Genomic DNA, 25,165 nt, shown 5'->3' with positions numbered 1-25,165 from the left:
CTTTTATATAATGACATTAAGGGAGGAATGATGATGACAATGGAATTTCCGCAATTTCAAGCGGCACAAATCCGGATTGCCCGGCCGACCGGACAGCTCAAAGAAATCATCAGGTTTTATGAAGAGGGCCTCGGACTGAAGAGGATCGGCAGCTTTTCCGGACATGAGGGCTACAGCGGTGTCATGTTCGGCCTGCCCCATACGCAATACCACTTAGAATTCACCGAAGAAACCGGTTCGTCTCAGCCGGCACCCGTTCCGCACGGCGACAGCCTGCTTGTCTTTTACATCCCTGATCAGCAGGAGGTCATTCGCATCAGCACGAAATTAAAGCAGATGGGATATGAGGAGAAAGCACCCGAAAATCCGTACTGGGGAGAAAAAGGCGTGACCATCGAAGATCCTGACGGCTGGCGGGTCGTCCTGATGAATACAAGCGGCATATAAATGGCTGTCCGAAGAACCCTGATTACGGGTTCTTTTTCTTGTTAAAGCATGAAAGTTTCGGGAGTAATAGATAGCAAATGAAATAGAAAACGCTTTTAATCATGTTTAAGGCGAACAAATATAGATTGATAAGATTTAAATGTTCGGATTTACGATTGACTTTCTGTTTCGGCACTGATACACTTAATTTGTTTGAATGAGATATCGTTTTGAAAGGTTAACGGAGGTGCACGGATATATGTCTTCAGTAGTCGTAGTAGGTACGCAGTGGGGCGATGAAGGAAAAGGTAAAATTACAGATTTCCTATCAGAAAATGCAGAAGTGATCGCACGTTATCAAGGCGGAAACAATGCAGGACATACCATCAAGTTTGATGGAGTCACGTACAAGCTTCATTTAATCCCATCAGGAATTTTTTATAAAGATAAAGCGTGTGTCATCGGGAACGGAATGGTTGTTGATCCGAAAGCGCTCGTAACGGAGCTTGCGTATCTTCATGAGCGCAATGTGAGCACGGATAACTTGAGAATTAGCAACAGAGCCCACGTCATTCTTCCATACCATCTGAAACTGGATGAAGTAGAGGAAGAACGCAAAGGGGCCAACAAGATCGGCACAACGAAAAAAGGCATCGGACCTGCTTATATGGACAAAGCGGCGCGGATCGGCATCCGGATCGCAGACCTGCTAGATCGTGACGTGTTTGCAGAAAAGCTTGAACGGAACCTTGAAGAGAAAAACCGTCTGCTTGAAAAAATGTATGAAACGGAAGGCTTCAAAATTGAAGATATTCTGGATGAGTATTATGAATACGGCCAGCAGATTAAAAAGTATGTATGCGATACATCCGTCGTCTTAAATGACGCGCTGGATGAAGGCCGCCGCGTTTTATTTGAAGGCGCTCAAGGGGTTATGCTTGATATCGACCAAGGGACATACCCGTTTGTCACTTCATCCAACCCGGTCGCCGGAGGGGTGACGATCGGTTCAGGCGTAGGCCCGACAAAAATCCAGCACGTCGTCGGTGTATCTAAAGCGTACACAACCCGTGTCGGTGACGGTCCTTTCCCGACTGAGCTGAAAGATGAAATCGGAGATCAAATCCGTGAAGTCGGACGCGAATACGGCACAACGACAGGCCGTCCGCGCCGTGTCGGCTGGTTTGACAGCGTTGTTGTCCGCCATGCCCGCCGCGTCAGCGGAATCACAGATCTTTCTCTGAACTCAATCGATGTGCTGACTGGCATTGAAACATTGAAAATCTGTGTCGCTTACCGCTACAAAGGTGAAGTGATTGAAGAATTCCCGGCAAGTCTGAAAGCTCTCGCAGAGTGTGAACCGGTATATGAAGAAATGCCTGGCTGGACGGAAGATATCACAGGCGCAAAAACATTAAGCGATCTTCCTGAAAATGCGCGCCATTATCTGGAACGCGTGTCTCAGCTGACAGGTATTCCGCTTTCTATTTTCTCTGTCGGTCCCGACCGTTCACAAACGAACGTCATCCGCAGTGTATACCGCGCTAACTAAGAATTTGCAGCAAACAAGCCTCCGGTCACGGAGGCTTGTTTTTTTATGTAGGAAAAAAATAATAGATTTTTTTCAAAAAAGTAGTTGCCACTTTCGAATGTTCTATGATATTATAAATCTCGTTGTTACGGAACAGCTTCAATAGAGTACTGCAAGAAAGCTTTTGTCTGAATGCTCTATGATACATAATCCGACACATCAAGAGCCATTAGCTCAGTTGGTAGAGCATCTGACTTTTAATCAGAGGGTCGAAGGTTCGAGTCCTTCATGGCTCACCACTTTTTATGGCCCGTTGGTCAAGCGGTTAAGACACCGCCCTTTCACGGCGGTAACACGGGTTCGAATCCCGTACGGGTCATTGATTTACTTTAGCGTTATTGCTAACTCCTTATTTGTCCTCGGAGGGCCGCCACGATACGGCTCTCCGGACAAATTACTGTAAGGTCCGGTAGTTCAGTTGGTTAGAATGCCTGCCTGTCACGCAGGAGGTCGCGGGTTCGAGTCCCGTCCGGACCGCCATTTTACTTTACTTTATAGTATAGAAAAGAAACATCTGGCTCGGTAGCTCAGTTGGTAGAGCAACGGACTGAAAATCCGTGTGTCGGCGGTTCGATTCCGTCCCGAGCCACTTACCCAAACGCATCTGCAATAGTAGGTGCGTTTTTTCTTTTGTTATAAAAAAAGGGAGAGCCGGCTTTTCAGCCGGCCCAGAAGAAGACGTCAAACACTAGACGGCGTTTTTTTTCGTGAGGTTTCAAAAAAATATTATTTTTTAAAAGAAAATAAAAAACATGACAAAAGGATGGCAGTTCAATACGTTTTTGCGCTGTTCTCTTTAATTTTTTTATCTTTTGACCTGAAACCGTTATAATAGACGGGGAACGTTTTTCATGATCCGAATTGTGATCATCATGAAACATCAATAGATGAAATGAAGTCATTCTGGCAGGAGGAAAATCAAGATGATGGATAAGAAAATCCTTGTAGTCGATGATGAAAAACCGATTGCAGATATATTAGAGTTTAATTTAAGAAAAGAAGGCTATGACGTGCATTGTGCGTACGACGGAAACGAAGCCGTGGAAATGGTGGAGGAGCTTCAGCCTGATTTAATTCTTTTAGATATTATGCTTCCGAATAAAGACGGAGTTGAAGTGTGCCGGGAAGTCCGGAAAAAATATGATATGCCGATTATTATGCTGACGGCAAAAGACTCGGAGATTGACAAGGTCATCGGGCTTGAAATCGGAGCGGATGACTATGTCACGAAGCCTTTCAGCACGCGTGAGCTTCTGGCCCGCGTCAAAGCGAACCTGCGCCGCCAGCTTACGGTTGCGCCGGCTGAGGAAGAATCAGCTTCTAATGACATTCATATCGGTTCTCTCGTGATCTTCCCTGACGCTTATGTCGTATCAAAAAGAGAAGAAACGATCGAGCTGACTCATCGTGAGTTTGAATTGCTTCATTACTTAGCCAAACATATCGGACAGGTTATGACGCGTGAGCATCTGCTGCAGACTGTGTGGGGCTATGACTATTTCGGTGACGTGAGAACGGTGGATGTAACAGTACGCCGCCTTCGCGAGAAAATCGAGGATAATCCGAGCCATCCGAACTGGATCGTCACAAGACGGGGTGTCGGTTATTACTTGAGAAATCCTGAACAGGACTAACCGGCGATGAATAAGGTTGGTTTTTTTCGGTCGATTCAGTTTAAGATCACGCTGATCTATGTGCTTCTCATTATCATCGCCATGCAGATTATCGGCGTGTACTTTGTGAAACAGGTGGAGAATTCTCTTCTCAAGTCCTATGAATTATCGTTAAATCAGCGGATTGACAATCTTTCCTATTATATTGAGCAGGAATATAAAGGAGACAATGACAGCACCGTCATTAAAGATGACGTCAAACGGATTTTAAATGATTTTACGAAAAATAATGAAATACGGGAGATTACATTTGTTGATAAAAGCTATGAGGTCGTCGGTTCTTCGAGGCCTTATGGCGAGGAAATAGCGGGGAAACAGACGACTGACCCGATTTTTAAACGGATTTTCTCAACAAAACAGGCCTATTCAAAAAAATATTATGATCCTAAAAGCAAAAACAGAGTGCTGATTTCAGCGAAACCTGTCGTCACAGAGAATCAGGAAGTTGTCGGCGCGATATATGTCGTGGCCAGTATGGAAGATACCTTTAACCAGATGAAAACCGTCAACTCGATTCTTGCTTCAGGAACAGGCTTAGCCCTTGTTCTGACGGCTCTTCTCGGTATTTTTCTCGCCCGCACCATTACCCATCCGCTGTCAGATATGCGTAAGCAGGCGATGGAACTGGCAAAAGGGAATTTCTCCAGAAAGGTGCGGAAATACGGGCATGATGAAATCGGTCAGCTCGCAACGACGTTCAACCATCTGACGAGAGAACTTGAAGATGCCCAAGCCATGACGGAAGGGGAGAGAAGAAAGCTTTCTTCCGTTATCGCGTATATGACGGACGGTGTCATCGCAACGAATCGCAACGGGGCTATTATTCTTTTAAACAGCCCTGCGCTTGAGCTGCTGAATGTTTCACGTGAAACGGCTTTAGAGATGCCGATTACGTCTTTATTGGGCATAAAAGAGAACTTTACATTTGAGGATTTAGTAGAACAGCAGGATTCAATGCTGCTGGAGATCGAACGTGACGATGAAACGACTGTACTGCGGGTGAATTTTTCCGTTATTCAGAGAGAGCACGGAAAAATCGACGGTTTAATCGCGGTTCTTTATGATGTCACCGAACAGGAAAAACTCGATCGGGAGCGCAGAGAGTTCGTTGCCAACGTGTCTCATGAGCTGCGGACACCGCTGACGACCATGCGAAGCTATTTAGAGGCGCTTGCAGAAGGCGCGTGGGAAAACAAAGATATCGCTCCGCGTTTCTTAATGGTGACCCAAAATGAGACTGAGCGCATGATCAGATTGGTGAACGACCTGCTTCAGCTTTCTAAATTCGACAGCAAAGATTATCAGTTTAATCGGGAGTGGATTCATATGATCCGCTTTATGTCACTGATTATCGATCGTTTTGAAATGACGAAAGAACAGCATGTCGAATTTATCCGCGAGCTTCCGGACAGAAATCTGTACGTGGAGATTGATCAGGATAAAGTGACGCAGGTTCTCGATAATATCATTTCTAACGCACTGAAATACTCACCGGAAGGCGGACATGTCACTTTCTCAGTCGATGTGAATGAGAAAGAAGAGCTGCTTTATATCAGCGTAAAAGATGAAGGTATCGGCATTCCGAAAAAAGATGTGGAAAAAGTCTTTGACCGTTTCTACAGAGTGGATAAAGCGCGCACAAGAAAACTCGGCGGCACCGGACTCGGCCTTGCGATTGCAAAAGAGATGGTTCAGGCGCACGGCGGAGACATTTGGGCCGACAGTGTAGAAGGCAAAGGAACGAAGATTACATTTACTCTTCCATATAAAGAAGAGCAAGAGGATGATTGGGATGAGGCGTGAAAATATAAAAACAGTCATACTGTCAGTGCTGGTCGTCATTAGTCTTGTTTTAACATGGGGAATTTGGACATTCCAGCCCAATTTTTCAGAAGGCACGGCCTCAACCAAATCGACTGTCCGGGAAAAGCATAAAATTGACAAAACGAGCCAAAAAGTGTCGCAAACGGTAAAACCCCGGGATATGTTTATTCATACAAACGGCTCTCATTACAAAGTGAATGATGAGACGCTCTTTAATGACCTGTGGGCGGATTTGCCGCAATGGGAAGTAAAAGGGATGAAGGATATTTCCGATCAATACGACAAGCTCGGTTTTAAAAATTGGCTTTACGGCAGAAACGGCAATTCGGCAAAGCTCGATCTGCAATTCAATGACACCATTCCGATTGATTTCTTCCAAACGATGTTTAAATGGTCGAATCCGTCAATGGAATACAGCTCATTTGACCATATTGTCATTCCGTTTAATGAGAATAAGACGAATAAGAAGATTTACATGGTCTCATACAGCAAGCAGCTGATTTTGGAAGTGACTGTGGAATCGGCGAATTACCGCAATCTGATGAATGAGCTGTACAGCAAAAAGTCGAGTATGCCGTTATACCACCTCTATTCGGTCGGAAAAAGCAAAGAATTTCTCATGCCGAATGCGCGATTTAATATGAAGGAAAAAGAATTTATCACTGAAACCATTAAGACGAACCTGTTTAAGCAGACGCTTTTTAATGATCCGAGCACGGTCAGAGAAGACCCGAATTACAATCGGAATGTGCTGACTGACGGAATCAGCCGTCTGGAAATCAATTCGACACAGCGGCAGATTCAATTCCAGCATCGGAACCTGGCACAAAGCGCTTCTTATCAAACAGGCGAGCTGATTAAGAAAAGTTATAAATATTTAGAGGATACGGGAAGCTGGACGGATCATTATCAATTTTTCAATGTGAGTGATAACCAGCAGCTGAGTTTCTACATGTTTAAAGATCAAATGCCCGTGATCAACAGCACGTCTAAGCCTTTCGGCTCCGGACCTGTTTTGACCCTGCAATGGGCCAATGACGAGGTTCTCAGCTACAAGCGGCCGAACTATGTTCTCGGACCGAATCCGATTAAAACAAAAGACGTAAAAATGATGAACGGCAATGAGGTTGTGTCTCTGCTGGAGCAGCAGGATAAATACGACGTGAATAAAATCGACCAGATCTTCCTGTCCTATCAAATGGTTTCTTCATCAACGAATGATCTCGTTGAACTGGAACCCGTCTGGAGTATGAAAATCAACGGGAAGATCGTCCCGATTACGAAAGATCTGCTGGGGAAGGAGGAGGACGATAATGGAGTGGAATAAGACAAAAACGATCTTCATCATTGCCTTCCTCATCCTCGATATTTTTCTCGGCTATCAGTTTTTTGAAAAACGCTCGAGCAGTGAATACGAAGTGATTAAAAATTCAAACGTGGAAAAAGACATGGAAATGGATCATATCACATTCGGCAACCTGTCTTCTGATTCCGCGACGGGCTACCGGCTGACGGCGGGCCAAAAGGTATTTACCGCCGAAGATATTGATGCTTTGAAAGATCAAAAGCCTTTAATGGAGATGCCGGCGGATGATCACAAGGTTACGACGCTGAAAATGAAATTTACCGATCCGGTCGGTTTATCGAAGCAAAAAACGCAGGAGGATGCGGAATCGCTCGTCAGCTCTAAAGTAACCGGCGGTGAAAAATATAAACTGTGGAAAGTCGACAAGGATAAAAAACAAATCATTTTTTACCAGATGTATGACGGCCAGTTTATTTATCAGGATTTTGACTCGTCCACGGATGCGATCGGACAGGTGATTCTGCATCTGAACGATAAAAACGAGGTCGTATCTTACGAGCAGACCATGCTGGAGTCATTCAAGCGAATCCAGACGGAGAGCCTGATTCCTGAGCTGGATGCGGTCGAATTATTGTATTCTCAAAATTACTTAAAAGCGAATTGCGCCGTTAAAAGCGTTAAGTTCGGCTATATTGCCCAATATCCGCTGACAAGTACGCAGGTGCTGGCGCCGGTATGGAGAATTACAATTGAAGATAAGTCAAAAGGGACGAAGAAAAAGACACTGCAAACGTACACTGTGAACGCATTGGAAAGCACAGTCATTGATAACAATCAAAATAAATAATGGAGTGAGACACAATGGGCTTGCAATTTAGCGTGCTTGCGAGCGGGAGTACCGGAAACGCGTTTTATCTGGAGACAGAGGAGCACTCTTTTCTGGTGGATGCCGGCCTGAGCGGTAAAGCGATGGACGGGCTGATGGAGAGAATCGGCCGCAAGATAGACGACGTCGACGGCATCTTTGTCACTCACGAGCACAGCGACCATATTAAAGGGCTCGGCGTCATTGCGAGAAAGTACGGTCTTCCCGTCTACGCGAATGAAAAGACGTGGAAAGCGATGGAGAATCAGATCGGCAAGCTGGATACCGGACAAAAGTTTTTGTTCCCGATGGAAAGCGTGAAATCCTTCGGCGGGCTTGATGTTGAGTCATTCGGCGTCTCTCATGACGCGGCTGAGCCGATGTTTTATGTTTTCCACTACCAAGGCAGAAAGCTCGCGCTGATGACGGACACCGGGTATGTGAGCGACAGAATGAAAGGCATTATCCGTTCGGCCAATGTGTTTGTGTTTGAAAGCAACCATGATGTCGGCATGCTGCAAATGGGCAGATACCCTTGGAGCATTAAGCGGCGGATTTTAAGCGATGTCGGCCACGTCTCGAATGAAGACGCGGCCCTCGCCATGACTGATGTCATCGGCGACGGCACATCGCGCATCTATTTGGCGCATCTGAGCCAGGACAATAATATGAAGGAACTGGCGAGAATGTCCGTGCAGCAGACATTGGCTGCGAAAGGATTTGTCGCCGGGGAAACGTTTCAGTTATTTGATACCGATCCGAAAATCCCGACGCCGCTGTGCGCCGTGTAATTTTTCCAAATGAATCATGATTATTAATCCGCGATCTGACCCACACTATAAGCAAATCGAGTACTCTTGAAAGGATTTGAGATAGGGTGGATTATAATCGCGATGATGAACAGTACGCCTCCGAACAGCCCCGCCGCAGCAAGAGAGGGTACTTTCTATCAAGTCTGATCGGCGTCATCGTCGGGGCCGCGCTCATGGCTTTCCTGCTGCCGTACTGGACAGGCGGAGACCATGGAGAAAGCAGCAAAAGCACCAGCCAGCGTCTCGGCAGCGAACAGGTGAAAACAGTCAACGTAAATGTCAACGATGCTGTCACGAATATGGTCAGCCGTGTATCAGATTCGGTAGTCGGTGTTCTCAATATCCAAAAGACCGATATTTGGGGAGAGGGCGGCGAAGCGGGAAGCGGGTCGGGCGTCATTTACAAAAAGAACGGAAACACTTCTTATATCGTAACCAATCACCATGTCATTGCAGGTGCGACTGAAATTGAGATCAGCCTGAAGGATGGCTCACGCGTGCCTGCTGAGCTGATCGGGAGCGACCGTCTGATGGATCTTGCCGTGCTGAAGGTGAAGTCTGATAAAATCAAATCGGCCGCCCAGTTCGGCAATTCTGATCAGGTCAAAGTCGGAGAACCGGTCATTGCGATCGGAAATCCGCTCGGGCTTGAATTTGCGGGATCAGTGACACAGGGGATCATTTCAGGCACGGAAAGGGCAGTGCCCGTTGACTCAAACGGCGACGGACAGCCGGATTGGAATGCGGAAGTGCTGCAGACCGACGCCGCGATTAATCCCGGCAACAGCGGAGGCGCTTTGATGAATATATCGGGCAAGGTGGTCGGCATCAATTCAATGAAGATCGCTGAATCCGCCGTTGAAGGCATCGGCCTGTCCATCCCGTCAAAGCTTGTCATTCCCGTTATTCAGGATTTAGAAAAATACGGAGAAGTCAGACGGCCTTTCCTCGGTATTGAGATGAAATCCTTAACGGATATTGCGAGCTACCATTGGAGCCAGACGCTGAAACTTCCGAAAGGCATTAAAACCGGGGCGGTCATTATGGGTGTCGACGCGTTTTCACCGGCCGGAAAAGCGGGTTTGAAAAAGCTCGACGTGATCACCGGGTTCGACGGACATAAGGTCAATGACGTTGTGGATCTCCGTGAGCGCCTGTATCGCAAAAAGATCGGCGACCGTGTGAACATCACGTTCTACCGTTCGGGAAAGAAAAAAACAGCGGAAGTCAAACTGACAGAAGCGGATCGATTACAGAAATAAAAAAACAGCCCGGACATCCGGGCTGTTTTTTATTGATTTATTTGTTAATATTATACTATTATGAAAACGGGGAGGTGAAACACATGAAAACGGCTGATGTGATCATCGTATTGAATGAAATTGAAGGTGAATGTGAAGGAAGAATTATTTTAGAATGCAGAATTTAAGAACATGAAACATGTCATATCAAACGTCCTTTTTCAGGGCGCTTTTTTTATGCCTTTTTTCAGAAGCCATAAAAAAGAACTGAACGTGGGTCACAACACGTTCAGTTAAAAATGGGTATATTTAGAAAAAGGTAGACATGAACTTAGAACTTTGTGATTGAAACAGACTGGTGCTGCTGAATTGAAGCGGCAGATGAAACTGCCGGCAGCTTATTTTTTGTTATTTACAGATGGCTCCGTTTTGAGCGTTTACTTTCACCGTTTGTTCCGTATGGTTTTGGGCAGTGATTTTCACGATGTACTTGTAGACGCCGTTTTCTTTCTTCATTTCAGACGATTTAACAGCGCCTTTGCAATGGCTGAGCGCGATGGAATGCGCTTTTTTAGAAGCGATCATCACTTGTTTTTTCTGCACTTCTTCTTTCAGGACTTTTCCGCTTTTGCCGTCCATGTGGAGCGTATGAAGCTTGCCGTCCTGGCCGAATATGCTGACAACATAGACTGATACGCCGTTTTCTTTTTTCATTTGAGCGGATTTCACAGCGCCTTTGCAATGGCTGAGTGCGAACGATTCCGCTTTTGCACGGGTCATGTGTTGCTGGTTATTCTTTATATCATGTTTGACGATTTTGCTGTTTTTACAATTGATATGGAATGTGTGAAGCTTCCCGTCTTGTCCTGACACCTGAACCACGTAAACCATAGCGTTATGTTCGGTCTTCAGCTCAGAAGACTTCACTGTTCCTTTGCAATTCTTCACGGCGATTTTTTCAGCGCCGGATTTTGAGATGAATTGCTGTTTCTTTTCAATTTGGTGTTTCACGACTTTTCCGCTGGAGCTGTTGACATTGACGGTGTGCTGCTTTCCTTTTACGTCAAGGACGTTGACAACATATACGTAAGCGCCGTTGACTTTTTTCATTTGCGCTGATTGAACGGCGCCTTTGCAGCTGCAGTTTTTCAATGCGGTCTCTTTCGCTTTAGAGATAGAAACGGAAGCCTGCTGTTTCGTTTCCACTTTCGTCTGCGCTGCGTCATCCTTATGAATGACAGCCGCATGCGCTGAAGTTAAAGAACTGATTGAAAGTATGGTCCCCAGTGCAGCTCCTGATAAAACTTTTGTAATTCCCATCATATATTCCTCCTTAAACATTTCATTGTTGGCTTCCCAACTAAGGCTTATTGTAAAGACCCAAACTGAAAACAACATGAATCTAAGCTGAAAACTTCCTGAATTCAGCGGATTTTCAGCTTAGATTCAGTTTTGTTTCAGATAAAAGCGAATAATAGAAGGGGAAGCGAAAAAAATAAACACAGGCTGATACATCTAAGGAGAGACTGCATCATGGATAAGTTGAAAGGCATCAAGGTGCTGATTGTAGACGACGAGCCCGCCATCATTGATTTTTTAACGATGGGGCTTGTCAATGAAGGGTTTGAAGTGATGTCCGCGGCAGACGGGATGTCGGCGATGAATCTTGTGAAAACATTTCAGCCTCATATTGCCGTTTTGGACGTGATGATGCCGGGAATGGATGGGCTTGAGCTGTCAAGGATGCTTAAGAAAACAAGCAATACCGCCATCATCATGCTGACCGCGAAGGATGAAGTAGAGTTTCGCGTAAAGGCGCTGATTGAAGGCGCTGATGATTACATGATCAAACCGTTCAGCTTTGAGGAGCTGCTTGCCAGAATTTACGCAAGAATCCGCAACCAGTTTCCGCATCTTTTCGATGAGGTGGTGCTCGGCCCCTTCCGAATCGATGACCGGAGCAGAGAGATTTTTTACAATGAACAGCCTTTGAAGCTGTCCGCCACCGAATATGAACTGCTGAAATGTTTAGTGCTCCGCCACGGAACGGTTCTCAGCAAAACGAGGATTCTCGATCAGGTATGGGGCTATGATTTTTACGGGGAAGACAATATCGTCGAGGTGTACATCCGTTCTTTGCGCGAAAAGCTGAAGGACAAAGAACACAAGGTGATTCGCACGGTTCGGGGCGCCGGGTACAGGGTGGATCTGGCATGAAACGGCTGTACAGAACCCTGCGATTCCAGCTCCTGTTCAGGTCACTGGCGATTTTGGCCTTGCTGTTATGTTTCATCGGCGGCACTCAGTACATGTTTATGACACGGACGATGTATGAAAATCAGGCGATCAGCATTCAGAGTTATATCAATTCAATGGATCAAAGCGTATGGAGGTCAATCAAAACCCTTGCCCGTTCCGAAACATCGGCTCATCCGAATTTGATTTACCCAGGGGTGACGGTTGCTTTTATCAATCAATCATACAAGATGTCTGTTTTATCAGAAGACCCGCACGCGGGGGCCGCTCCTTCTTTCCCGAAAAAAGTGTATCAGGATGCGCTGACAGATACAATGGCGCTTCACTATCAGGTGGCTCACAATAAGGCGGGTGAGGAAATCATCGTCGTGTTTCAGGCGATTTCCGTTGACGGCAGGCAGGCGGGAGTTGTGCAGATGAGCACGCTGACCCAGCCTCTGAATGATTCGCTTTTCCGCCAGATCAGCATTTTCGCGGTGCTTTCCTTTGCGGCTTTGGTCATCGGACTGTTTGTTTTCTTGCCGGTGATCCGGCTCACACTCAAGCCGCTGTCCCGCATTGTGCGTATGATGGGTGACATTAATGCCGGCAGTCTCGATAAACGGCTGCCGATCGATAGGAAGCAGGCCGAAATTGAGTCATTGGGCATCTCCATCAATCAGATGCTGGAACGGATTGAAACCTCTTTTCAGGCGGAAAAAGAAGCGAAAGAACGAATCCGGCAGTTTGTATCAGATGCATCACATGAGCTGAGAACGCCGCTTACCTCCATTCACGGCTTTATCGAAATTTTAATGCGCGGAGCGGCGGAGAAGCCGGAGCAGAAAGAAAAAGCGCTTCAAAGCATGTACGCGGAATCCGCCAGGGCAAATAAGCTGATAGAGGATCTTCTGTTTCTCGCGAAGATTGACCGGGTGCCGAGCTTTGAAATGAAAAAAGGCGCATTGGGAGACGTCATTTTGGAAATGGAGGCTCAGCTGAAGCTGCTCGCGAGAAACCGGAAGCTCGAGTTCTTTGTCGATCAAAAGATAGAATCCGTTTTTGACAAAGACAAAATGAAGCAGGTCATTCTCAATCTATTTTACAATGCGGTGCAGCATACGGATGAAGACACGGGTGTCATCACCGTCTCCCTGCAGAAAGACGGAGGAATCATGCTTATGATTGCGGATAACGGAACGGGAATCGCTCCGGAGCATGTGCCTCATTTGTTTGACCGGTTTTACAGGGCGGAAACCTCCCGATCCCGTCAATCCGGCGGCGCGGGGCTGGGTCTTGCCATTACAAAAACCATTATCGACAGCCATAACGGAACAATTGAAGTGAAAAGTGAGCAGGGAAAAGGCTCCGTGTTCATCATCCGGCTGCCGGGATAAACCGGGAAGCAGGAAGAAATATCACAATTTATATATAAATTCTAAATTTTCAAAAAATAACTTGTCCTTTTCCAATATTGATGATAATATCTAGTTATTGGTAAAGGGGGTGTGTACTGATGAAGATTGAAGAACTTGATCTTGATACAGAAACAGCAAGCTTGGTGCATCGCTGCTAGTAAAGCCGTGACTCCCCTCATTGGGGAGTTATTATCTTTCAGGGGGTATGTCATGATGTCAACTGACTGTAAGCGCTGGAAGTTTAAAGACAGCGTGCAGGTGCTGACCTACACGGCGCATATTATCATTCAATATCGAAAGGCGATTAAGCTTGCGCATACGAGTGAGATCAAAGAGGCGGTTGAACGGCTGATCACCGGCTGTGAAAAACAAGAGCTTTCTGATCTTCTGGGAGAGGAAGCGGGAAACCAGTTTTTCGATGCGTTAATGAAATTGGATGCTTTAATAGAGCCATGGCAAAACGGCCGTGAAGGCCGCATCACTGAAAAGCAGCTGTACCATTTTGAGAAATACAACCAAAACCCCAATCTGATCCAAAACAGATTAGACGGCAGCAGGGCAGCGATCGTGGGTCTGGGGGGCGTCGGAACGATCATTCTTCAAAACCTTCTGGCGGCGGGCATGCAGCATTTTATTCTCATTGATTTCGATGCCGTATCAGTACATAACCTGAACAGACAATTCGTCTATAATAAATCTTCTGTAGGCAAATTAAAGATCTCAGAATGCAGAGATTATATTGCGGGTATCAATCCCCATGCGGACGCAGCACTTTACCATCAGGAAATTACACAGCCGCAGGACCTGCGTGTGTTAGATCCGTATGAAATTGATATCGTCATAAATGCCGCTGACAAACCCCATAACATTTCTGAATGGGTTTACCGGTATTGTAAGGAGCGGAATATCGCGTTTATGACCGGGGGTGTCGGCAGCTTCAGCGGCCAATGGGGGCCTCTGCTCACGCCTGAATCCTATCAATCCGGCGTCACTTATGAAAAAAACATGCCGGCCGGACTTCTGAACTGTTACCCCGATGAACCGATCAAAGGTTCCTTAGGAGCGACAAACGGTATTATATCCTCGTTTATGTCTCATGACATTATCACATACCTTGCAGGCGGAAGCCCGAAATCCCTGAATACCCGCATCGGCCTGGACTTTGACGGCCTTCATATTACAGAAACGAAGCTTTCTCAAAAGGAAAGCGCTTTATGAAGACGATGCATCGTACGGCGAGAAAACCGGGCGACCCTCTGAAAATAGAAATCGACACAAGCCCGATACGCTTGAACCCATTAGATACGCAGGATTACACAAGCAAGATGATTTGCAGCATTATGTATGAAAGCCTGCAGGACGGCTATAACTGCCGGATCATCCGCAAAGATCCCCGCACCTGTCAGGTGGACATTCACCCGGACTATTTAGGTGACGCCGAGGGTGTGGTTCAAACGATCATCTATCATCTGACAAAAGAAAACCAAAGTCCCCATCTCGGCAGTTTCCTGAACATAAAACAGGCCGTTCCGTATGTAAAAGGCCTCGTCTCATCCGATCAGCTCGGGGTGAACGTAACGGGCGAAAAACGCTTTGAAGTCACCTTGGACGAGCCGTCTGATGAAATAGAATCCGTTTTGCAGAGCAGCTTTCTGATTCCGGGGACCGCCGGGGGCGATGTGCCGGAAAACGGCCCGTACCGATTCAAGCGAACGTTTGAAAAGGGGCTGGAATTTGAGCGGAATCCGCAATATAAAATGACGCCCGCGGATCACCGCACGGTTCAGACCATCCAATTTATTTTGAATGATGATCTGGAAAAAAGCATCGGGCTGTACGAAGCGAATCAAACGGACGTGACCTGCCACACCCAGTTTCATCATTCAAACATGAGGTATCGGCAATATGCTGATTTTAAAGAAAATCATTTGCCGATGTTATTTACCTTCAAGGTAAAGGACGACATGCTGAGAACTTTCATTCAGCATTATTTTGATAAACAAAAGCTGGCCGGGGATTTGGGGCATATCATCACACCGACTGATTCACTAATCGGTATATGGGAAAGCGGGAGGACACCGCAGAAAGATCCGCCCCTTTTGACAAAAGAAGAACCGATCCGAATCGTTTATGCCGATTATTATCCCAACGGAGAGATCATTGAAAGGCTGGCTGATCTGTTTCGGCGGGCCGGAGCGGACGTATCCGTCTCCCGCGTCAGTCATTTCAATGATTATTACCATATGGATAAAAGCGGGTTTGATATTGAGCTCCATTTGTTCCTGCCGGCTTACATGCATGAGCTGAGCTATATCAAATATTTCATCCGCGACATCAGCGATCCGGAGAAGAAAAAAACGATCATTGATGCCATAGGATCTGAAAAAAAGAAGGAACTTTTTGGGTTATTCGAGAATACAACTCATTATTGCCCAATTTGTTTTGGGAAAAGTCTGTATCTGCAAGATCCATGTATAGAGGGTTTTAGTGTAAAGACTGACGGGCTCCTTTCTGTTCATGATGTTAAATGCAGATAGCTGGAAAGGGGTATTCATTTGCGGAATCGAAATTTGCTTTACTTCTCCGGTTTTTTCGGAAACTTCTTTTTTGAACGGGGAATTTGGATTTTATATTTAACAAGCATGAATTATTCATTGTTTCTTGTGGGCATCCTGCAATCGGTCCTGAATTTGGCGATGTTTCTGGCGGAAGTGCCGAGCGGCGTCATCTCGGACAGAATCGGGAGAAAAAAATCGCTCTTGCTCGGCCATTTTATGGTCATTATCTATTTGGTGATGTTCCTGAGCTTCCATAACTTCATCGCCCTCTTCATCGCCCATATTATATACGGTATCGGGCTGACGTTTATATCAGGAACGGATCACGCCTTTTTGTTTGATTCACTGAAAGAACAAGGGAAAGAAAAGTGGTACGGCAAATCCATCGGAAATTATAACGGACTTGTCATACTCGGTCTTGCGATTGCCATGGGCATCGGCGGCTACTTGCAGGAAATATCATGGTCGTATGTGTTTATCGCCGGGATTGTCACTCAGCTGATTGCGATGGCGGTCATTACACAGCTGACGGAAATCAAATTTGAAAACAGTGAACACGAAACGCAGACGGTCGGTGACATCTTAAAAGAAGTCAAAGATTTCTTCAGGCTGAACAAAGCCTTTAAATATCTGGTGCTGTCACTCTCCGTTTTCTTTGCGATTACATCGGTTTTTTATATGTACGGACAAGATTTGTTAAGTCAGGAAGGGCTGTCCGTGCGCAATATATCCATTATTTTTGCGGGACTGTCCATCTTGCAGGCGCTGTGCTCCATCTTTTCTTCCAAGCCGGCGGAAAAATTCACGCCGAGGCGCGTGCTTCTGCTGACATTCTGCATCATCGGGGCGGCCTATCTGTTTATACCTTCGGGCAGTCTGTACGTGACGATTGCAGCTTTTGTCGTCATTAACGCGCTCTATGATGTGATAGAACCCGTATCCAGTCAGGTGGTGAATAATGAGATTCCGTCCAGAACGAGAGCAACGCTGCTGTCCATTATCAGTTTGATGACCTCGCTCTTCATGTTCATTGCCTTTCCGTTTATCGGATTCTTAACGGACTATTTTGATTCAGCTTTGCTGCTGACCGCAATCGGGGTATTATCCATCTTATTGTCGCTGTTTATGATGCTCAGCTTTTACAAACTGAAAGCGAGCGTCGCCATCCAGAATAAAGTCGAGCTTTGAACCAGAATGACAAAGGGATGATGTGAGTTGCTGAATATTCATAATCTTACGGTAAACCTAGCGGGAGATACGATTTTCAAACAAGTTTCTTTCTTCATCAATGAAGGAGAGAAAGTGCTTGTGGCCGGGCCGAACGGTTCCGGCAAAAGCACGCTGTTCAGGGTGCTTTCCGGAGAGCTTGAGGCAGATGAAGGAACGATTGCGATCAACAAAGGGGCGAAGGTCGGTTTGCTGAAGCAGATCGCTGATCCCCATGAGGATCTGACGTTGTATCAATATCTGGAAAAATCGTTTGAAGCTCTCGCGGCGATCCAGAAGGAAATGAAGGCCATTGAGCTGAAGCTTTCGGAACCGATGAGTGATGACGAGCTGACTGCTTTATTGGAAAAGTACAGTCAATACACGGAAACATTTGAGCGGAACAACGGCTACCAGATGCATGCGATGATTGATGAAGTATGCAATGGGCTCAGCCTCAGCGAATTAAAGGATCAGCCGTTTTCAAAGCTGAGCGGCGGCGAAAAGACAAAAGCCGGCCTTGCTGAAATTTTAATCCGCAACGACGACGTTATACTGCTGGACGAGCCGACCAACCATTTGGACGTCCATGCGATTGAGTGGCTTGAAGGGTTTATTAAAAAATCGAACAAAACCATTCTGTTTACGACCCACGATAAAACGTTTGCCGATCAAACGGCGATGAAGGTGCTCGAGATTGACGATACCGAGGTGAAGATTTGGCCTTACGGATTCAGCGAATACTTGAAAAAGCGGGAAGAATTCATCATCGCCCAGTTTGAGAAATATGAAGAACAGCAGAGAAAAATACAGAAGATGAAGGAATCCATCGCCCAGCTGAGAGATTGGGCCAACCGCTCGAATCCGCCGTCTGTCGGCCTGCACAGACGCGCGAATAATATGGAAAAGGCGCTGAAAAGGATTGAGCTGATCAATAAGCCGGTCCGGACGGAGCAAAAATTAAAAAACGCATTTCAGGAAGCGGGCGCCGGTTCAAAAGATATTGTGTTCATTGAAAACGGAAAGGTGACCAACGGATCTTCCCTTTTATATCAAAATGTGAACCTGCGCATAAAGCATAAAGACAGAATCGGCATCGTCGGCAGAAACGGCGTCGGCAAAACAACGCTGATCCGCTGCATCATCGGGGAAAGAGAACTGTCGGACGGCACCATTAAAGTGGGGGAAAATCTTAAGATAGGCTACATTGATCAAAAGAGCCACGTCGGAGATTCGAGTCAGACGATTCTGCAATTCTTTAAAGAAAATCTGCTGACTGAAGAGGGCATGGCCCGGAATATGCTGGCCAAGTACGGATTTTACGGGTCGTCGGTCTTTAAAAAACTTTCCGTCCTGTCGGGCGGTGAAAGAATCAGGCTGAAGCTGTCCATCTTAATGGAAAAAAAGCTGAATGTCCTGATCCTGGATGAGCCGACCAACCACTTGGATATTGAATCTCAGGAAATTCTCGAAAACAGCCTGATGCAGTTTCAAGGCACCATCATCTGCGTTTCTCACGACAGAAACCTGCTGGAGAAGTTCAACAAGATTTTCTGGCTTGAGAATCAAAACGTCACCATCTTTTCAGGTCCATACAGTTACGCCAAACAAAAAAAACGGCAGATTGCCGAATAAAAGGGGAATGGATATGACCATTGACAGACTGACAATCAATGAGTTATCGTACGATCTTTTTGTAAGCGAGTATGCTGATAAGAAACCTTTTATTTTGACGGGGGCAATGGATCACTGGGAATGCAGGCCGTGGACGCTTGAATACATTGATGAACACTATGGAGACAGAATGGTCACCATCCGGAAATCAGATATCGAAGGGGTCAAAACGTTTAAACAAGTAAAGCTTTCCAACTATATCGAGTACATTGATCAGAATGATGACAAATGGTACTGTGACTGGAATTTTACGCAGCTGAACCAAAATGACTTAGACCTTGTCTATTCCGCACCCGAGTATTTTACAAAAGACACATTGAGAGCGGATGAAGAAACGGGACGGGACTGGAAATGGTTCTTTCTCGGTTCTAAGCAGACAGGCACGCCGCTGCATCAGGATTTTAACAACACGCACGCGTGGAACGGCGTCATCTTCGGGGAGAAGGAATGGATCTTCTATCATCCGGACGACTCTCCGTATTTGTACGAAGGAAATATCAATGTCTTTGATGAAAAAGACATTGAGCAAAAACCGCTGGTGCAAAAGGCGTCTCCGATCCGCTTCAGACAAAAGGCGGGAGAAATCATTTACGCGCCGCGCCATTGGTGGCATCAAGTCGAGAATACGGAACATACATTGGCAGTGAGTGAGAACTTTTGGTTTACCGGAGAGCGGCTTGCCAATCAGATATAAACGAAAGGCTGAGGAGCATCTCAGCCTTTTTTTGTATGGATTCATTTCATCCGGTCCAGACCGAATTTTTTCAGGCGGTATTGCAGGCTCTGTCTGCTGATTCCGAGCTCGTTTGCCGTTTTGGATATGTTATTGCCGTGTTTTCTCAGGGTTTTTTCGATCATGTATTTTTCGAAGTTTTCCATTTTGTCTTTTAAATCGGTGCCGGGCTGGGTGCTTGCGGCGGCTTTGCTTTCCGTGTCAGCGGGTTTGATTTTCATCCGGTATTGGTAAGGCAGGTGGGCTGCCGTAATCGTCGTTTCATCCGTCATAAAGTTCATGGCGCCTTCAATCATATGTTCAAGCTCGCGAATGTTGCCCGGCCAGTCATATTCCAGGAAGAATCGCTGCACATCGTCACTGATCGAATCGACATGCATTTGAAACAGGTGGTTGTTTTTCTGGATAAACACTTCGGCCAGAGGCAGAATGTCTTCCTTGCGCTCCCGGAGCGGGGGAATGATCAGCGTGACAACGCTTAAGCGGTAGTATAAATCTTTGCGCAGCCGCTCTTCTGAAATGGCGGTGATCGGGTCTTCATTCATCGTGGCGATGATGCGGACGTCAATCGGTTTGTCCTGAGCTGATCCGATGCGCCTGATTTTCTTTTCCTGAAGGGCGCGGAGCAGTTTTGCCTGCAGGCTGAGATTGAGAGAGTTGATCTCATCGAGGAGCAGGGTGCCTCCCTGTGCCTGCTCAAATAAACCGGGCTGGTCGATGGCTCCGGTAAAGGCGCCTTTTTTCGTGCCGAATAAAATACTTTCGACCAGACTGTCCGGCAGGGCGGCGCAGTTTTGTGAGATGAACGGGGCGCCTGAGCGCTGGCTGCCGTTGTGAATGCTTTGGGCGAACAGTTCCTTGCCCGTTCCCGTCTCGCCGGCCAAAAGCACCGATGATGATGTGCGGGTTGCCCGTTTCGCGTTTTCGATGACTTCCCGAATAACCGGGCTGTTGCCGAGAATACTGTCAAACGTGTAGCTGTTCTGTTCTTTCCTGTGCATGTTCTCCCTGATCAGCCGTTCGAGCTTGGTGACGTCCTTGGCGATTTCTACGGCGCCCTTGATTTCGCCGTTTTGCACAATCGGGAAGGTGTGGTTGATCGTCGTGATTTCCTGGCCTTTGTTATTGAAATAGCTTTGCTTCACGTTTTTAATCGTTTTGCCTTCTTGAAGGGCCTGAACGAGCGTGCTGTCCTGCTGATTGGAAAACATAAATACATCAGTCAGGTTTTTATGCAGGACGTCCCGTTCATCCATATCTTCAATCTGCATCATTTTCTTATTGTAAATGACGGTGCTGCCCTTCTCGTCCACCACATGCAGCCCGACATCAATCTCTTCCAGAATGCTTTGTAACACGAGTGTGTAAAATTCGCTGGTTGTGTGCAGTTCAATTCCCCCTCTCAATCGTCTTAACATTCATTATTTTAAAATAAATCGAACGGAAAACGCAAAAAAATGTTGCGCTTGAACGATATTTAAAAATAAATGGAAATTTAGTTAATAAAACCATTGACTTTTTTAGGAAAATGGTTGATATTTAGATATATACTTAAATATCTAAATCATGTACGTATGAGAGGGGGAAAGTTTTTGAATAAAGCTTTTAAAGCACTGGCCGATCCTACAAGGAGAAGAATTTTGGACTTATTAAAGAAACAAGACATGACAGCTGGTGAAATTGCGGAACACTTCGACATGTCAAAACCCAGTATTTCTCATCACCTTACCATATTGAAAAATACTGATTTGGTTCACGATGAGAGGAAAGGCCAATTTATTATGTATTCATTAAATGCCACTGTATTACAGGATCTTATAGGCTGGTTCTTTTCTCTGACTGATTCAGAACATGATAATAAGAAAGGCGGGGAATCATGAAAAAATATTTCTTTTCAGCAGGAATCATAGTTTTAACTGTTTTCACATGGGCTTTCACATATTCATCTTTACCGGACAATTTGGCGACACACTGGGGATTAAACGGAAGCGCAAATGATTACACTTCTAAATTTAATGCAATGGTGATGCTTATTGGCATCATGATTATTCAATATATTTTAATGGTTATCATCCCTAAGATTGATCCTAAAAATAACTACAAAACATTTATCCGGCCATATATGGCTATATTTAATACATTGTTTGCGGTTCTGTTTGTCATTAATCTGATGACCATCTTGACCGGCCTGGGATATGATCTCCCTATATCTTATTTAGGAAACTTTATAGTGGGAGTCATTTTCATGGTGTTTGGAAACTTTATTCAGAAAGTTAAGCCTAATTACTTTTTAGGGATAAGAACGCCTTGGACGCTGAGCAGTGAAAGAGTTTGGAAGGATACACACAGGGTTAGTTCGAAAATTTTTGTCTTAGCGGGCATACTCATGATGCTTGCAGCTTTTTTGCCGCCGGTGTATAGAGTGTCAGTCATTTTCATTGCGGCAATCGGCTGTATTATATTATCTTTACTATATTCTTACATTGTATATCAGAGACAATTGAATAAATAACTGTTGAGTAGGAGCAATCTAATTGGATTGCTCCTATTTTGTCAGCGGAAAACGCAAAAAAATTTTGCGCTTGGCTGAAGTTTGCACGCAAACTGCCGGAAAATTTTGCGGGAAAAGAAAGAATGCTGGCGAAACATCCCGTTTTTTCGGATTGGCACGGAACTTGCTTTATAAAAAGGGAAAGCAAGATCTAATGTTGAATGATTACAAAACAAGGGGGAATCAGATTATGTCAGCTTTCACAAAATCTCAAGAAATTATCAGCCAAACTTCACATTACGGCGCGAACAACTATCATCCTCTGCCGATTGTTATTTCCGAGGCGCAGGGTGTTTGGGTAAAAGACCCTGAAGGTAATCAATATATGGATATGCTGAGTGCTTATTCTGCGGTGAACCAGGGGCACAGACATCCGAAGATCATTCAGGCGCTGAAGGATCAGGCGGATAAAATCACTCTGACGTCACGCGCGTTCCATAATGATCAGCTCGGTCCGTTTTATGAGAAAACAGCCAAGCTGACCGGAAAAGATATGATTCTGCCGATGAATACGGGGGCGGAAGCCGTTGAATCCGCTGTCAAAGCGGCGAGACGCTGGGCATATGAGGTCAAAGGAGTAGCGGATAACCAGGCGGAAATCATTGCGTGTATCGGCAACTTCCACGGCAGAACGATGCTTGCGGTATCCCTTTCTTCAGAAGATGAGTATAAACGCGGTTTCGGACCTATGCTTCCGGGTATAAAATTAATTCCATACGGAGACGCAGAAGCGCTGCGCCGGGCGATCACCCCGAACACAGCCGCTTTCTTATTCGAACCGATTCAGGGAGAAGCGGGCATCGTCATTCCGCCGGAAGGATTTTTACAAGAAGCGGCAGCCATTTGTAAGGAAGAAAATGTACTTCTGATCGCTGATGAAATTCAGACGGGACTCGGCCGCACAGGGAAAACATTCGCGGTTGACTGGGAAAATATCGTACCGGATATGTTCATCTTAGGCAAAGCGCTCGGCGGGGGCGTCTTCCCGATTTCGTGCATTGCGGCGAACCGTGACATTCTCGGCGTGTTTAACCCGGGTTCCCACGGCTCGACATTCGGCGGAAACCCGCTCGCTTGCGCAGTATCGCTCGCATCTCTTGAAGTCCTTGAGGAAGAAGGGCTGGCAGAGCGTTCCCTTCAGCTTGGCCGTTATTTTAAAGAAGAGCTTGAGAAAATTGATAACCCGATCATAAAAGACGTGCGCGGTCGCGGCCTGTTTATCGGCGTTGAACTGACAGAAGCGGCCCGCCCTTATTGTGAAAAGCTGAAAGGCGAAGGGCTTTTATGCAAAGAAACACATGATACCGTGATCCGTTTTGCACCGCCGTTAATGATTTCCAAGGAAGACTTGGACTGGGCGATCCAAAAGATCACAAACGTGCTTCAAAACGCGTAAAAGCTTGATGCGGCAATGCTTTCCCTCGGCTTGTATGGAATTTACAAATAAAAAATTCAGCACACTCTATTTGCGCGGCGACAGTATTTTAGTATAATGTATCTTTATGTACGAAAATGAATTTCATATAACATTCATATACAAATAGAGGCTCTTTGGACAGCAAATCGGTTTCAAAGCACCGGCTTGGTTCCAATACAAGTTGCTGAAGGGGTGCAGAATAGTGAATACAAATCAAAAAGAGAATCAGCTTCAGCGCACAATGAAATCACGCCATTTGTTTATGATTTCATTAGGCGGAGTGATCGGCACCGGGTTTTTCCTGAGTACCGGATTTACAATTAACCAGGCGGGACCGCTGGGCGCGGTTCTGTCTTATCTGGTCGGCGGTTTTATTATGTTTTTGACAATGCTCTGCTTAGGCGAGCTAGCGGTTGCCCTTCCCGTATCAGGGTCGTTTCAGACGTACGCAACCAAATTCATCAGCCCCGCTTTCGGTTTCGCATTCGGCTGGCTGTACTGGCTCGGCTGGGCGGTGACATGCGCCATTGAGTTTTTATCTGCGGGACAATTGATGCTCCGCTGGTTTCCGCATGTTCCCGTATGGGTGTGGTGCCTCGTGTTTGTCGGACTGATGTTTCTTTTGAACGCCATTACCACAAAAGCGTTCGCTGAGTCGGAATTTTGGTTTTCCGGCATTAAAATTGTAGTCATTCTGCTGTTTATTATTTTGGGCGGCGCCGCCATGTTCGGCCTGATTGACATGAAACACGGCGAGCAGGCTCCTTTCTTCTCCCATTTTTATGAGGATGGATTGTTTCCGAACGGCATTAAGGCTATGCTTATTACGATGATTACCGTAAACTTCGCGTTCCAGGGAACGGAGCTGATCGGGGTTGCCGCGGGAGAAAGTGAAAATCCCGAGAAAACGATTCCGCGCTCTATCCGGCAGACGGTATGGAGAACGCTTGTCTTTTTCGTTCTCTCCATCATCGTCATTGCCGGCATGATTCCGTGGAAGCAGGCGGGAGTGGTCGAAAGCCCGTTTGTCGTGGTATTTGAACAAATCGGTATTCCATATGCCGCCGATATTATGAACTTTGTTATCTTAATTGCGCTGCTCTCAGTGGCCAACTCAGGCCTGTTTGCATCGACGCGTATCTTATATGCCATGGCGAACGAAGGACAAGCCTTTAAATCGCTCGGCAAAACAAATAAACGCGGGGTGCCGATGAACGCTCTGATCGTGACGCTGGCCGTCGCCTGCCTGTCACTGCTGTCTAAAGTAGCAGCGCCGGAAACCGTTTATATGTTTCTCTTATCATTAGCCGGACTAAGCGCGCAGGTCGGCTGGATTACGATTTCCCTGTCACAGCTGATGTTCAGACGGAAATACATCCGCGAAGGCGGCAAAGTGGAAGACCTGAAGTTTAAAACACCGCTGTACCCGGTGCTGCCTATTATCGGGCTGACGTTAAACACGGTTGTTCTGATCAGCCTCGCATTTGATTCAGAACAGCGGCTCGCCCTTTATTGCGGCATTCCGTTCATGGCGGTGTGCGTTATCGTCTATCATCTGTATGTAAAAAAGCATAAGCAGTCAGAAAAACAGATAGAGCTTTAAATCTTTTCGTGTCCAAGTCATCTTTGAGAAAC

Annotated in this window: 21 protein-coding genes and 4 tRNA genes; 23 read left to right on the top strand and 2 right to left on the bottom strand. The window is 46.1% G+C overall.

Annotated elements, in window-relative coordinates; translation table 11 throughout:
• The first annotated feature begins 33 nt into the window (after positions 1–33).
• The 12 genes from U2H13_RS19825 (at position 34) to U2H13_RS19770 (ending at position 9,759) form a co-directional block, all read left to right on the top strand.
• Entirely contained in the window at positions 34–447 is a 414-nt protein-coding gene (locus tag U2H13_RS19825; protein WP_021494628.1) for a VOC family protein, read from the top strand.
• Between the two features lie 238 nt (positions 448–685).
• The gene (gene purA / locus U2H13_RS19820; protein ID WP_022554035.1) at positions 686–1,978 is read left to right on the top strand and encodes an adenylosuccinate synthase; all 1,293 of its coding nucleotides are present in this window, start codon (positions 686–688) and stop codon (positions 1,976–1,978) included.
• A 202-nt stretch (positions 1,979–2,180) separates the two neighbouring features.
• Positions 2,181–2,256, top strand: a tRNA-Lys gene (locus U2H13_RS19815).
• Positions 2,257–2,264: 8 nt separating this feature from the next.
• Positions 2,265–2,336 (top strand) — tRNA-Glu (locus tag U2H13_RS19810).
• Between the two features lie 84 nt (positions 2,337–2,420).
• Positions 2,421–2,497, top strand: a tRNA-Asp gene (locus U2H13_RS19805).
• 36 nt (positions 2,498–2,533) lie between these two features.
• A tRNA-Phe gene (locus U2H13_RS19800) sits at positions 2,534–2,606 on the top strand.
• Between the two features lie 337 nt (positions 2,607–2,943).
• Positions 2,944–3,651, top strand: coding sequence for a cell wall metabolism DNA-binding response regulator WalR (gene walR / locus U2H13_RS19795; RefSeq protein WP_004393104.1), 708 nt, complete (start codon positions 2,944–2,946; stop codon positions 3,649–3,651).
• Between the two features lie 6 nt (positions 3,652–3,657).
• The gene (gene walK, locus U2H13_RS19790) at positions 3,658–5,493 is read left to right on the top strand and encodes a cell wall metabolism sensor histidine kinase WalK (protein WP_004393106.1); all 1,836 of its coding nucleotides are present in this window, start codon (positions 3,658–3,660) and stop codon (positions 5,491–5,493) included.
• Positions 5,483–6,841: a two-component system activity regulator YycH gene (gene yycH / locus U2H13_RS19785; RefSeq protein WP_014419341.1), complete on the top strand. Its 1,359-nt coding sequence runs from the start codon at positions 5,483–5,485 to the stop codon at positions 6,839–6,841. The genes walK and yycH overlap by 11 nt, the downstream gene beginning before the upstream one ends.
• Positions 6,828–7,667 (top strand): two-component system regulatory protein YycI, encoded by an 840-nt coding sequence (locus U2H13_RS19780; protein WP_014419340.1) that lies wholly within the window; start codon positions 6,828–6,830, stop codon positions 7,665–7,667. The genes yycH and U2H13_RS19780 overlap by 14 nt, the downstream gene beginning before the upstream one ends.
• Before the next feature lie 14 nt (positions 7,668–7,681).
• Positions 7,682–8,476: an MBL fold metallo-hydrolase gene (locus U2H13_RS19775; RefSeq protein WP_004393110.1), complete on the top strand. Its 795-nt coding sequence runs from the start codon at positions 7,682–7,684 to the stop codon at positions 8,474–8,476.
• Positions 8,477–8,562: 86 nt separating this feature from the next.
• On the top strand, positions 8,563–9,759 hold the full coding sequence (locus U2H13_RS19770; protein ID WP_103526422.1) for a S1C family serine protease: 1,197 nt from the start codon (positions 8,563–8,565) through the stop codon (positions 9,757–9,759).
• Positions 9,760–10,146: 387 nt separating this feature from the next.
• On the opposite strand, the gene U2H13_RS19765 is transcribed toward U2H13_RS19770, so the two are convergent.
• Positions 10,147–11,058 (bottom strand): PepSY domain-containing protein, encoded by a 912-nt coding sequence (locus U2H13_RS19765; RefSeq protein WP_021494633.1) that lies wholly within the window; start codon positions 11,056–11,058, stop codon positions 10,147–10,149.
• 213 nt (positions 11,059–11,271) lie between these two features.
• On the opposite strand from U2H13_RS19765, the gene U2H13_RS19760 reads away from it, so the two are divergent.
• The 7 genes from U2H13_RS19760 to U2H13_RS19730 all read left to right on the top strand — a co-directional run bounded on the left by U2H13_RS19760 (position 11,272) and on the right by U2H13_RS19730 (position 19,523).
• Positions 11,272–11,955: a response regulator transcription factor gene (locus tag U2H13_RS19760; protein ID WP_095060437.1), complete on the top strand. Its 684-nt coding sequence runs from the start codon at positions 11,272–11,274 to the stop codon at positions 11,953–11,955.
• Entirely contained in the window at positions 11,952–13,370 is a 1,419-nt protein-coding gene (locus U2H13_RS19755) for a cell wall metabolism sensor histidine kinase WalK (protein ID WP_021494634.1), read from the top strand. Before U2H13_RS19760 ends, U2H13_RS19755 begins: the two co-directional genes overlap by 4 nt.
• A 231-nt stretch (positions 13,371–13,601) precedes the next feature.
• Positions 13,602–14,609: a ThiF family adenylyltransferase gene (locus tag U2H13_RS19750; RefSeq protein ID WP_021494635.1), complete on the top strand. Its 1,008-nt coding sequence runs from the start codon at positions 13,602–13,604 to the stop codon at positions 14,607–14,609.
• Complete coding sequence (locus tag U2H13_RS19745; protein ID WP_376700606.1) at positions 14,606–15,928, top strand: ABC transporter substrate-binding protein; 1,323 nt, start codon at positions 14,606–14,608, stop codon at positions 15,926–15,928. Before U2H13_RS19750 ends, U2H13_RS19745 begins: the two co-directional genes overlap by 4 nt.
• Before the next feature lie 18 nt (positions 15,929–15,946).
• Positions 15,947–17,137, top strand: a complete 1,191-nt coding sequence (locus tag U2H13_RS19740; RefSeq protein WP_012118887.1) for an MFS transporter — start codon at positions 15,947–15,949, stop codon at positions 17,135–17,137.
• A 27-nt stretch (positions 17,138–17,164) separates the two neighbouring features.
• Positions 17,165–18,790, top strand: a complete 1,626-nt coding sequence (locus U2H13_RS19735; protein WP_007614956.1) for an ABC-F family ATP-binding cassette domain-containing protein — start codon at positions 17,165–17,167, stop codon at positions 18,788–18,790.
• Between the two features lie 13 nt (positions 18,791–18,803).
• Complete coding sequence (locus U2H13_RS19730) at positions 18,804–19,523, top strand: cupin-like domain-containing protein (RefSeq protein WP_007407887.1); 720 nt, start codon at positions 18,804–18,806, stop codon at positions 19,521–19,523.
• Positions 19,524–19,564: 41 nt separating this feature from the next.
• Here the strand turns inward: U2H13_RS19730 and U2H13_RS19725 are convergent, their stop codons facing one another.
• A complete protein-coding gene (locus U2H13_RS19725; RefSeq protein ID WP_374978595.1) occupies positions 19,565–20,980 on the bottom strand; it encodes a sigma-54 interaction domain-containing protein in 1,416 nt (471 codons plus the stop codon).
• Between the two features lie 174 nt (positions 20,981–21,154).
• Here U2H13_RS19725 and U2H13_RS19720 point away from each other — a divergent pair, with 174 nt between their 5' ends.
• From U2H13_RS19720 to U2H13_RS19705, 4 genes are all read left to right on the top strand, one after another.
• A complete protein-coding gene (locus tag U2H13_RS19720) occupies positions 21,155–21,442 on the top strand; it encodes an autorepressor SdpR family transcription factor (RefSeq protein WP_167408863.1) in 288 nt (95 codons plus the stop codon).
• Entirely contained in the window at positions 21,439–22,074 is a 636-nt protein-coding gene (locus U2H13_RS19715) for an SdpI family protein (RefSeq protein WP_053285282.1), read from the top strand. The genes U2H13_RS19720 and U2H13_RS19715 overlap by 4 nt, the downstream gene beginning before the upstream one ends.
• Positions 22,075–22,303: 229 nt before the next feature.
• Complete coding sequence (locus U2H13_RS19710; RefSeq protein WP_004393130.1) at positions 22,304–23,509, top strand: ornithine--oxo-acid transaminase; 1,206 nt, start codon at positions 22,304–22,306, stop codon at positions 23,507–23,509.
• 223 nt (positions 23,510–23,732) lie between these two features.
• Complete coding sequence (locus tag U2H13_RS19705; protein ID WP_021494640.1) at positions 23,733–25,133, top strand: amino acid permease; 1,401 nt, start codon at positions 23,733–23,735, stop codon at positions 25,131–25,133.
• The last annotated feature ends 32 nt before the right edge of the window (positions 25,134–25,165 follow it).

The sequence above is a fragment of the Bacillus sp. A1 genome, from assembly GCF_042296235.1.
In the GTDB taxonomy this organism is placed as follows: Bacteria; Bacillota; Bacilli; order Bacillales; family Bacillaceae; genus Bacillus; species Bacillus velezensis.
The sequence above is the reverse complement of the archived record's forward strand: the minus strand, read 5'-3'. Positions and strand labels throughout refer to the sequence as shown.

Bases quoted from the DNA above. Each gene is read 5' to 3' on its own strand.
- U2H13_RS19825 (WP_021494628.1), top strand. From the start codon at position 34: ATGACAATGGAATTTCCGCAATTTCAAGCGGCACAAATCCGGATTGCC.
- purA (WP_022554035.1), top strand. From the start codon at position 686: ATGTCTTCAGTAGTCGTAGTAGGTACGCAGTGGGGCGATGAAGGAAAA.
- walR (WP_004393104.1), top strand. From the start codon at position 2,944: ATGGATAAGAAAATCCTTGTAGTCGATGATGAAAAACCGATTGCAGAT.
- walK (WP_004393106.1), top strand. From the start codon at position 3,658: ATGAATAAGGTTGGTTTTTTTCGGTCGATTCAGTTTAAGATCACGCTG.
- yycH (WP_014419341.1), top strand. From the start codon at position 5,483: ATGAGGCGTGAAAATATAAAAACAGTCATACTGTCAGTGCTGGTCGTC.
- U2H13_RS19780 (WP_014419340.1), top strand. From the start codon at position 6,828: ATGGAGTGGAATAAGACAAAAACGATCTTCATCATTGCCTTCCTCATC.
- U2H13_RS19775 (WP_004393110.1), top strand. From the start codon at position 7,682: ATGGGCTTGCAATTTAGCGTGCTTGCGAGCGGGAGTACCGGAAACGCG.
- U2H13_RS19765 (WP_021494633.1), bottom strand. From the start codon at position 11,058: ATGGGAATTACAAAAGTTTTATCAGGAGCTGCACTGGGGACCATACTT.
- U2H13_RS19760 (WP_095060437.1), top strand. From the start codon at position 11,272: ATGGATAAGTTGAAAGGCATCAAGGTGCTGATTGTAGACGACGAGCCC.
- U2H13_RS19755 (WP_021494634.1), top strand. From the start codon at position 11,952: ATGAAACGGCTGTACAGAACCCTGCGATTCCAGCTCCTGTTCAGGTCA.
- U2H13_RS19750 (WP_021494635.1), top strand. From the start codon at position 13,602: ATGATGTCAACTGACTGTAAGCGCTGGAAGTTTAAAGACAGCGTGCAG.
- U2H13_RS19745 (WP_376700606.1), top strand. From the start codon at position 14,606: ATGAAGACGATGCATCGTACGGCGAGAAAACCGGGCGACCCTCTGAAA.
- U2H13_RS19730 (WP_007407887.1), top strand. From the start codon at position 18,804: ATGACCATTGACAGACTGACAATCAATGAGTTATCGTACGATCTTTTT.
- U2H13_RS19725 (WP_374978595.1), bottom strand. From the start codon at position 20,980: ATGTTAAGACGATTGAGAGGGGGAATTGAACTGCACACAACCAGCGAA.
- U2H13_RS19715 (WP_053285282.1), top strand. From the start codon at position 21,439: ATGAAAAAATATTTCTTTTCAGCAGGAATCATAGTTTTAACTGTTTTC.
- U2H13_RS19710 (WP_004393130.1), top strand. From the start codon at position 22,304: ATGTCAGCTTTCACAAAATCTCAAGAAATTATCAGCCAAACTTCACAT.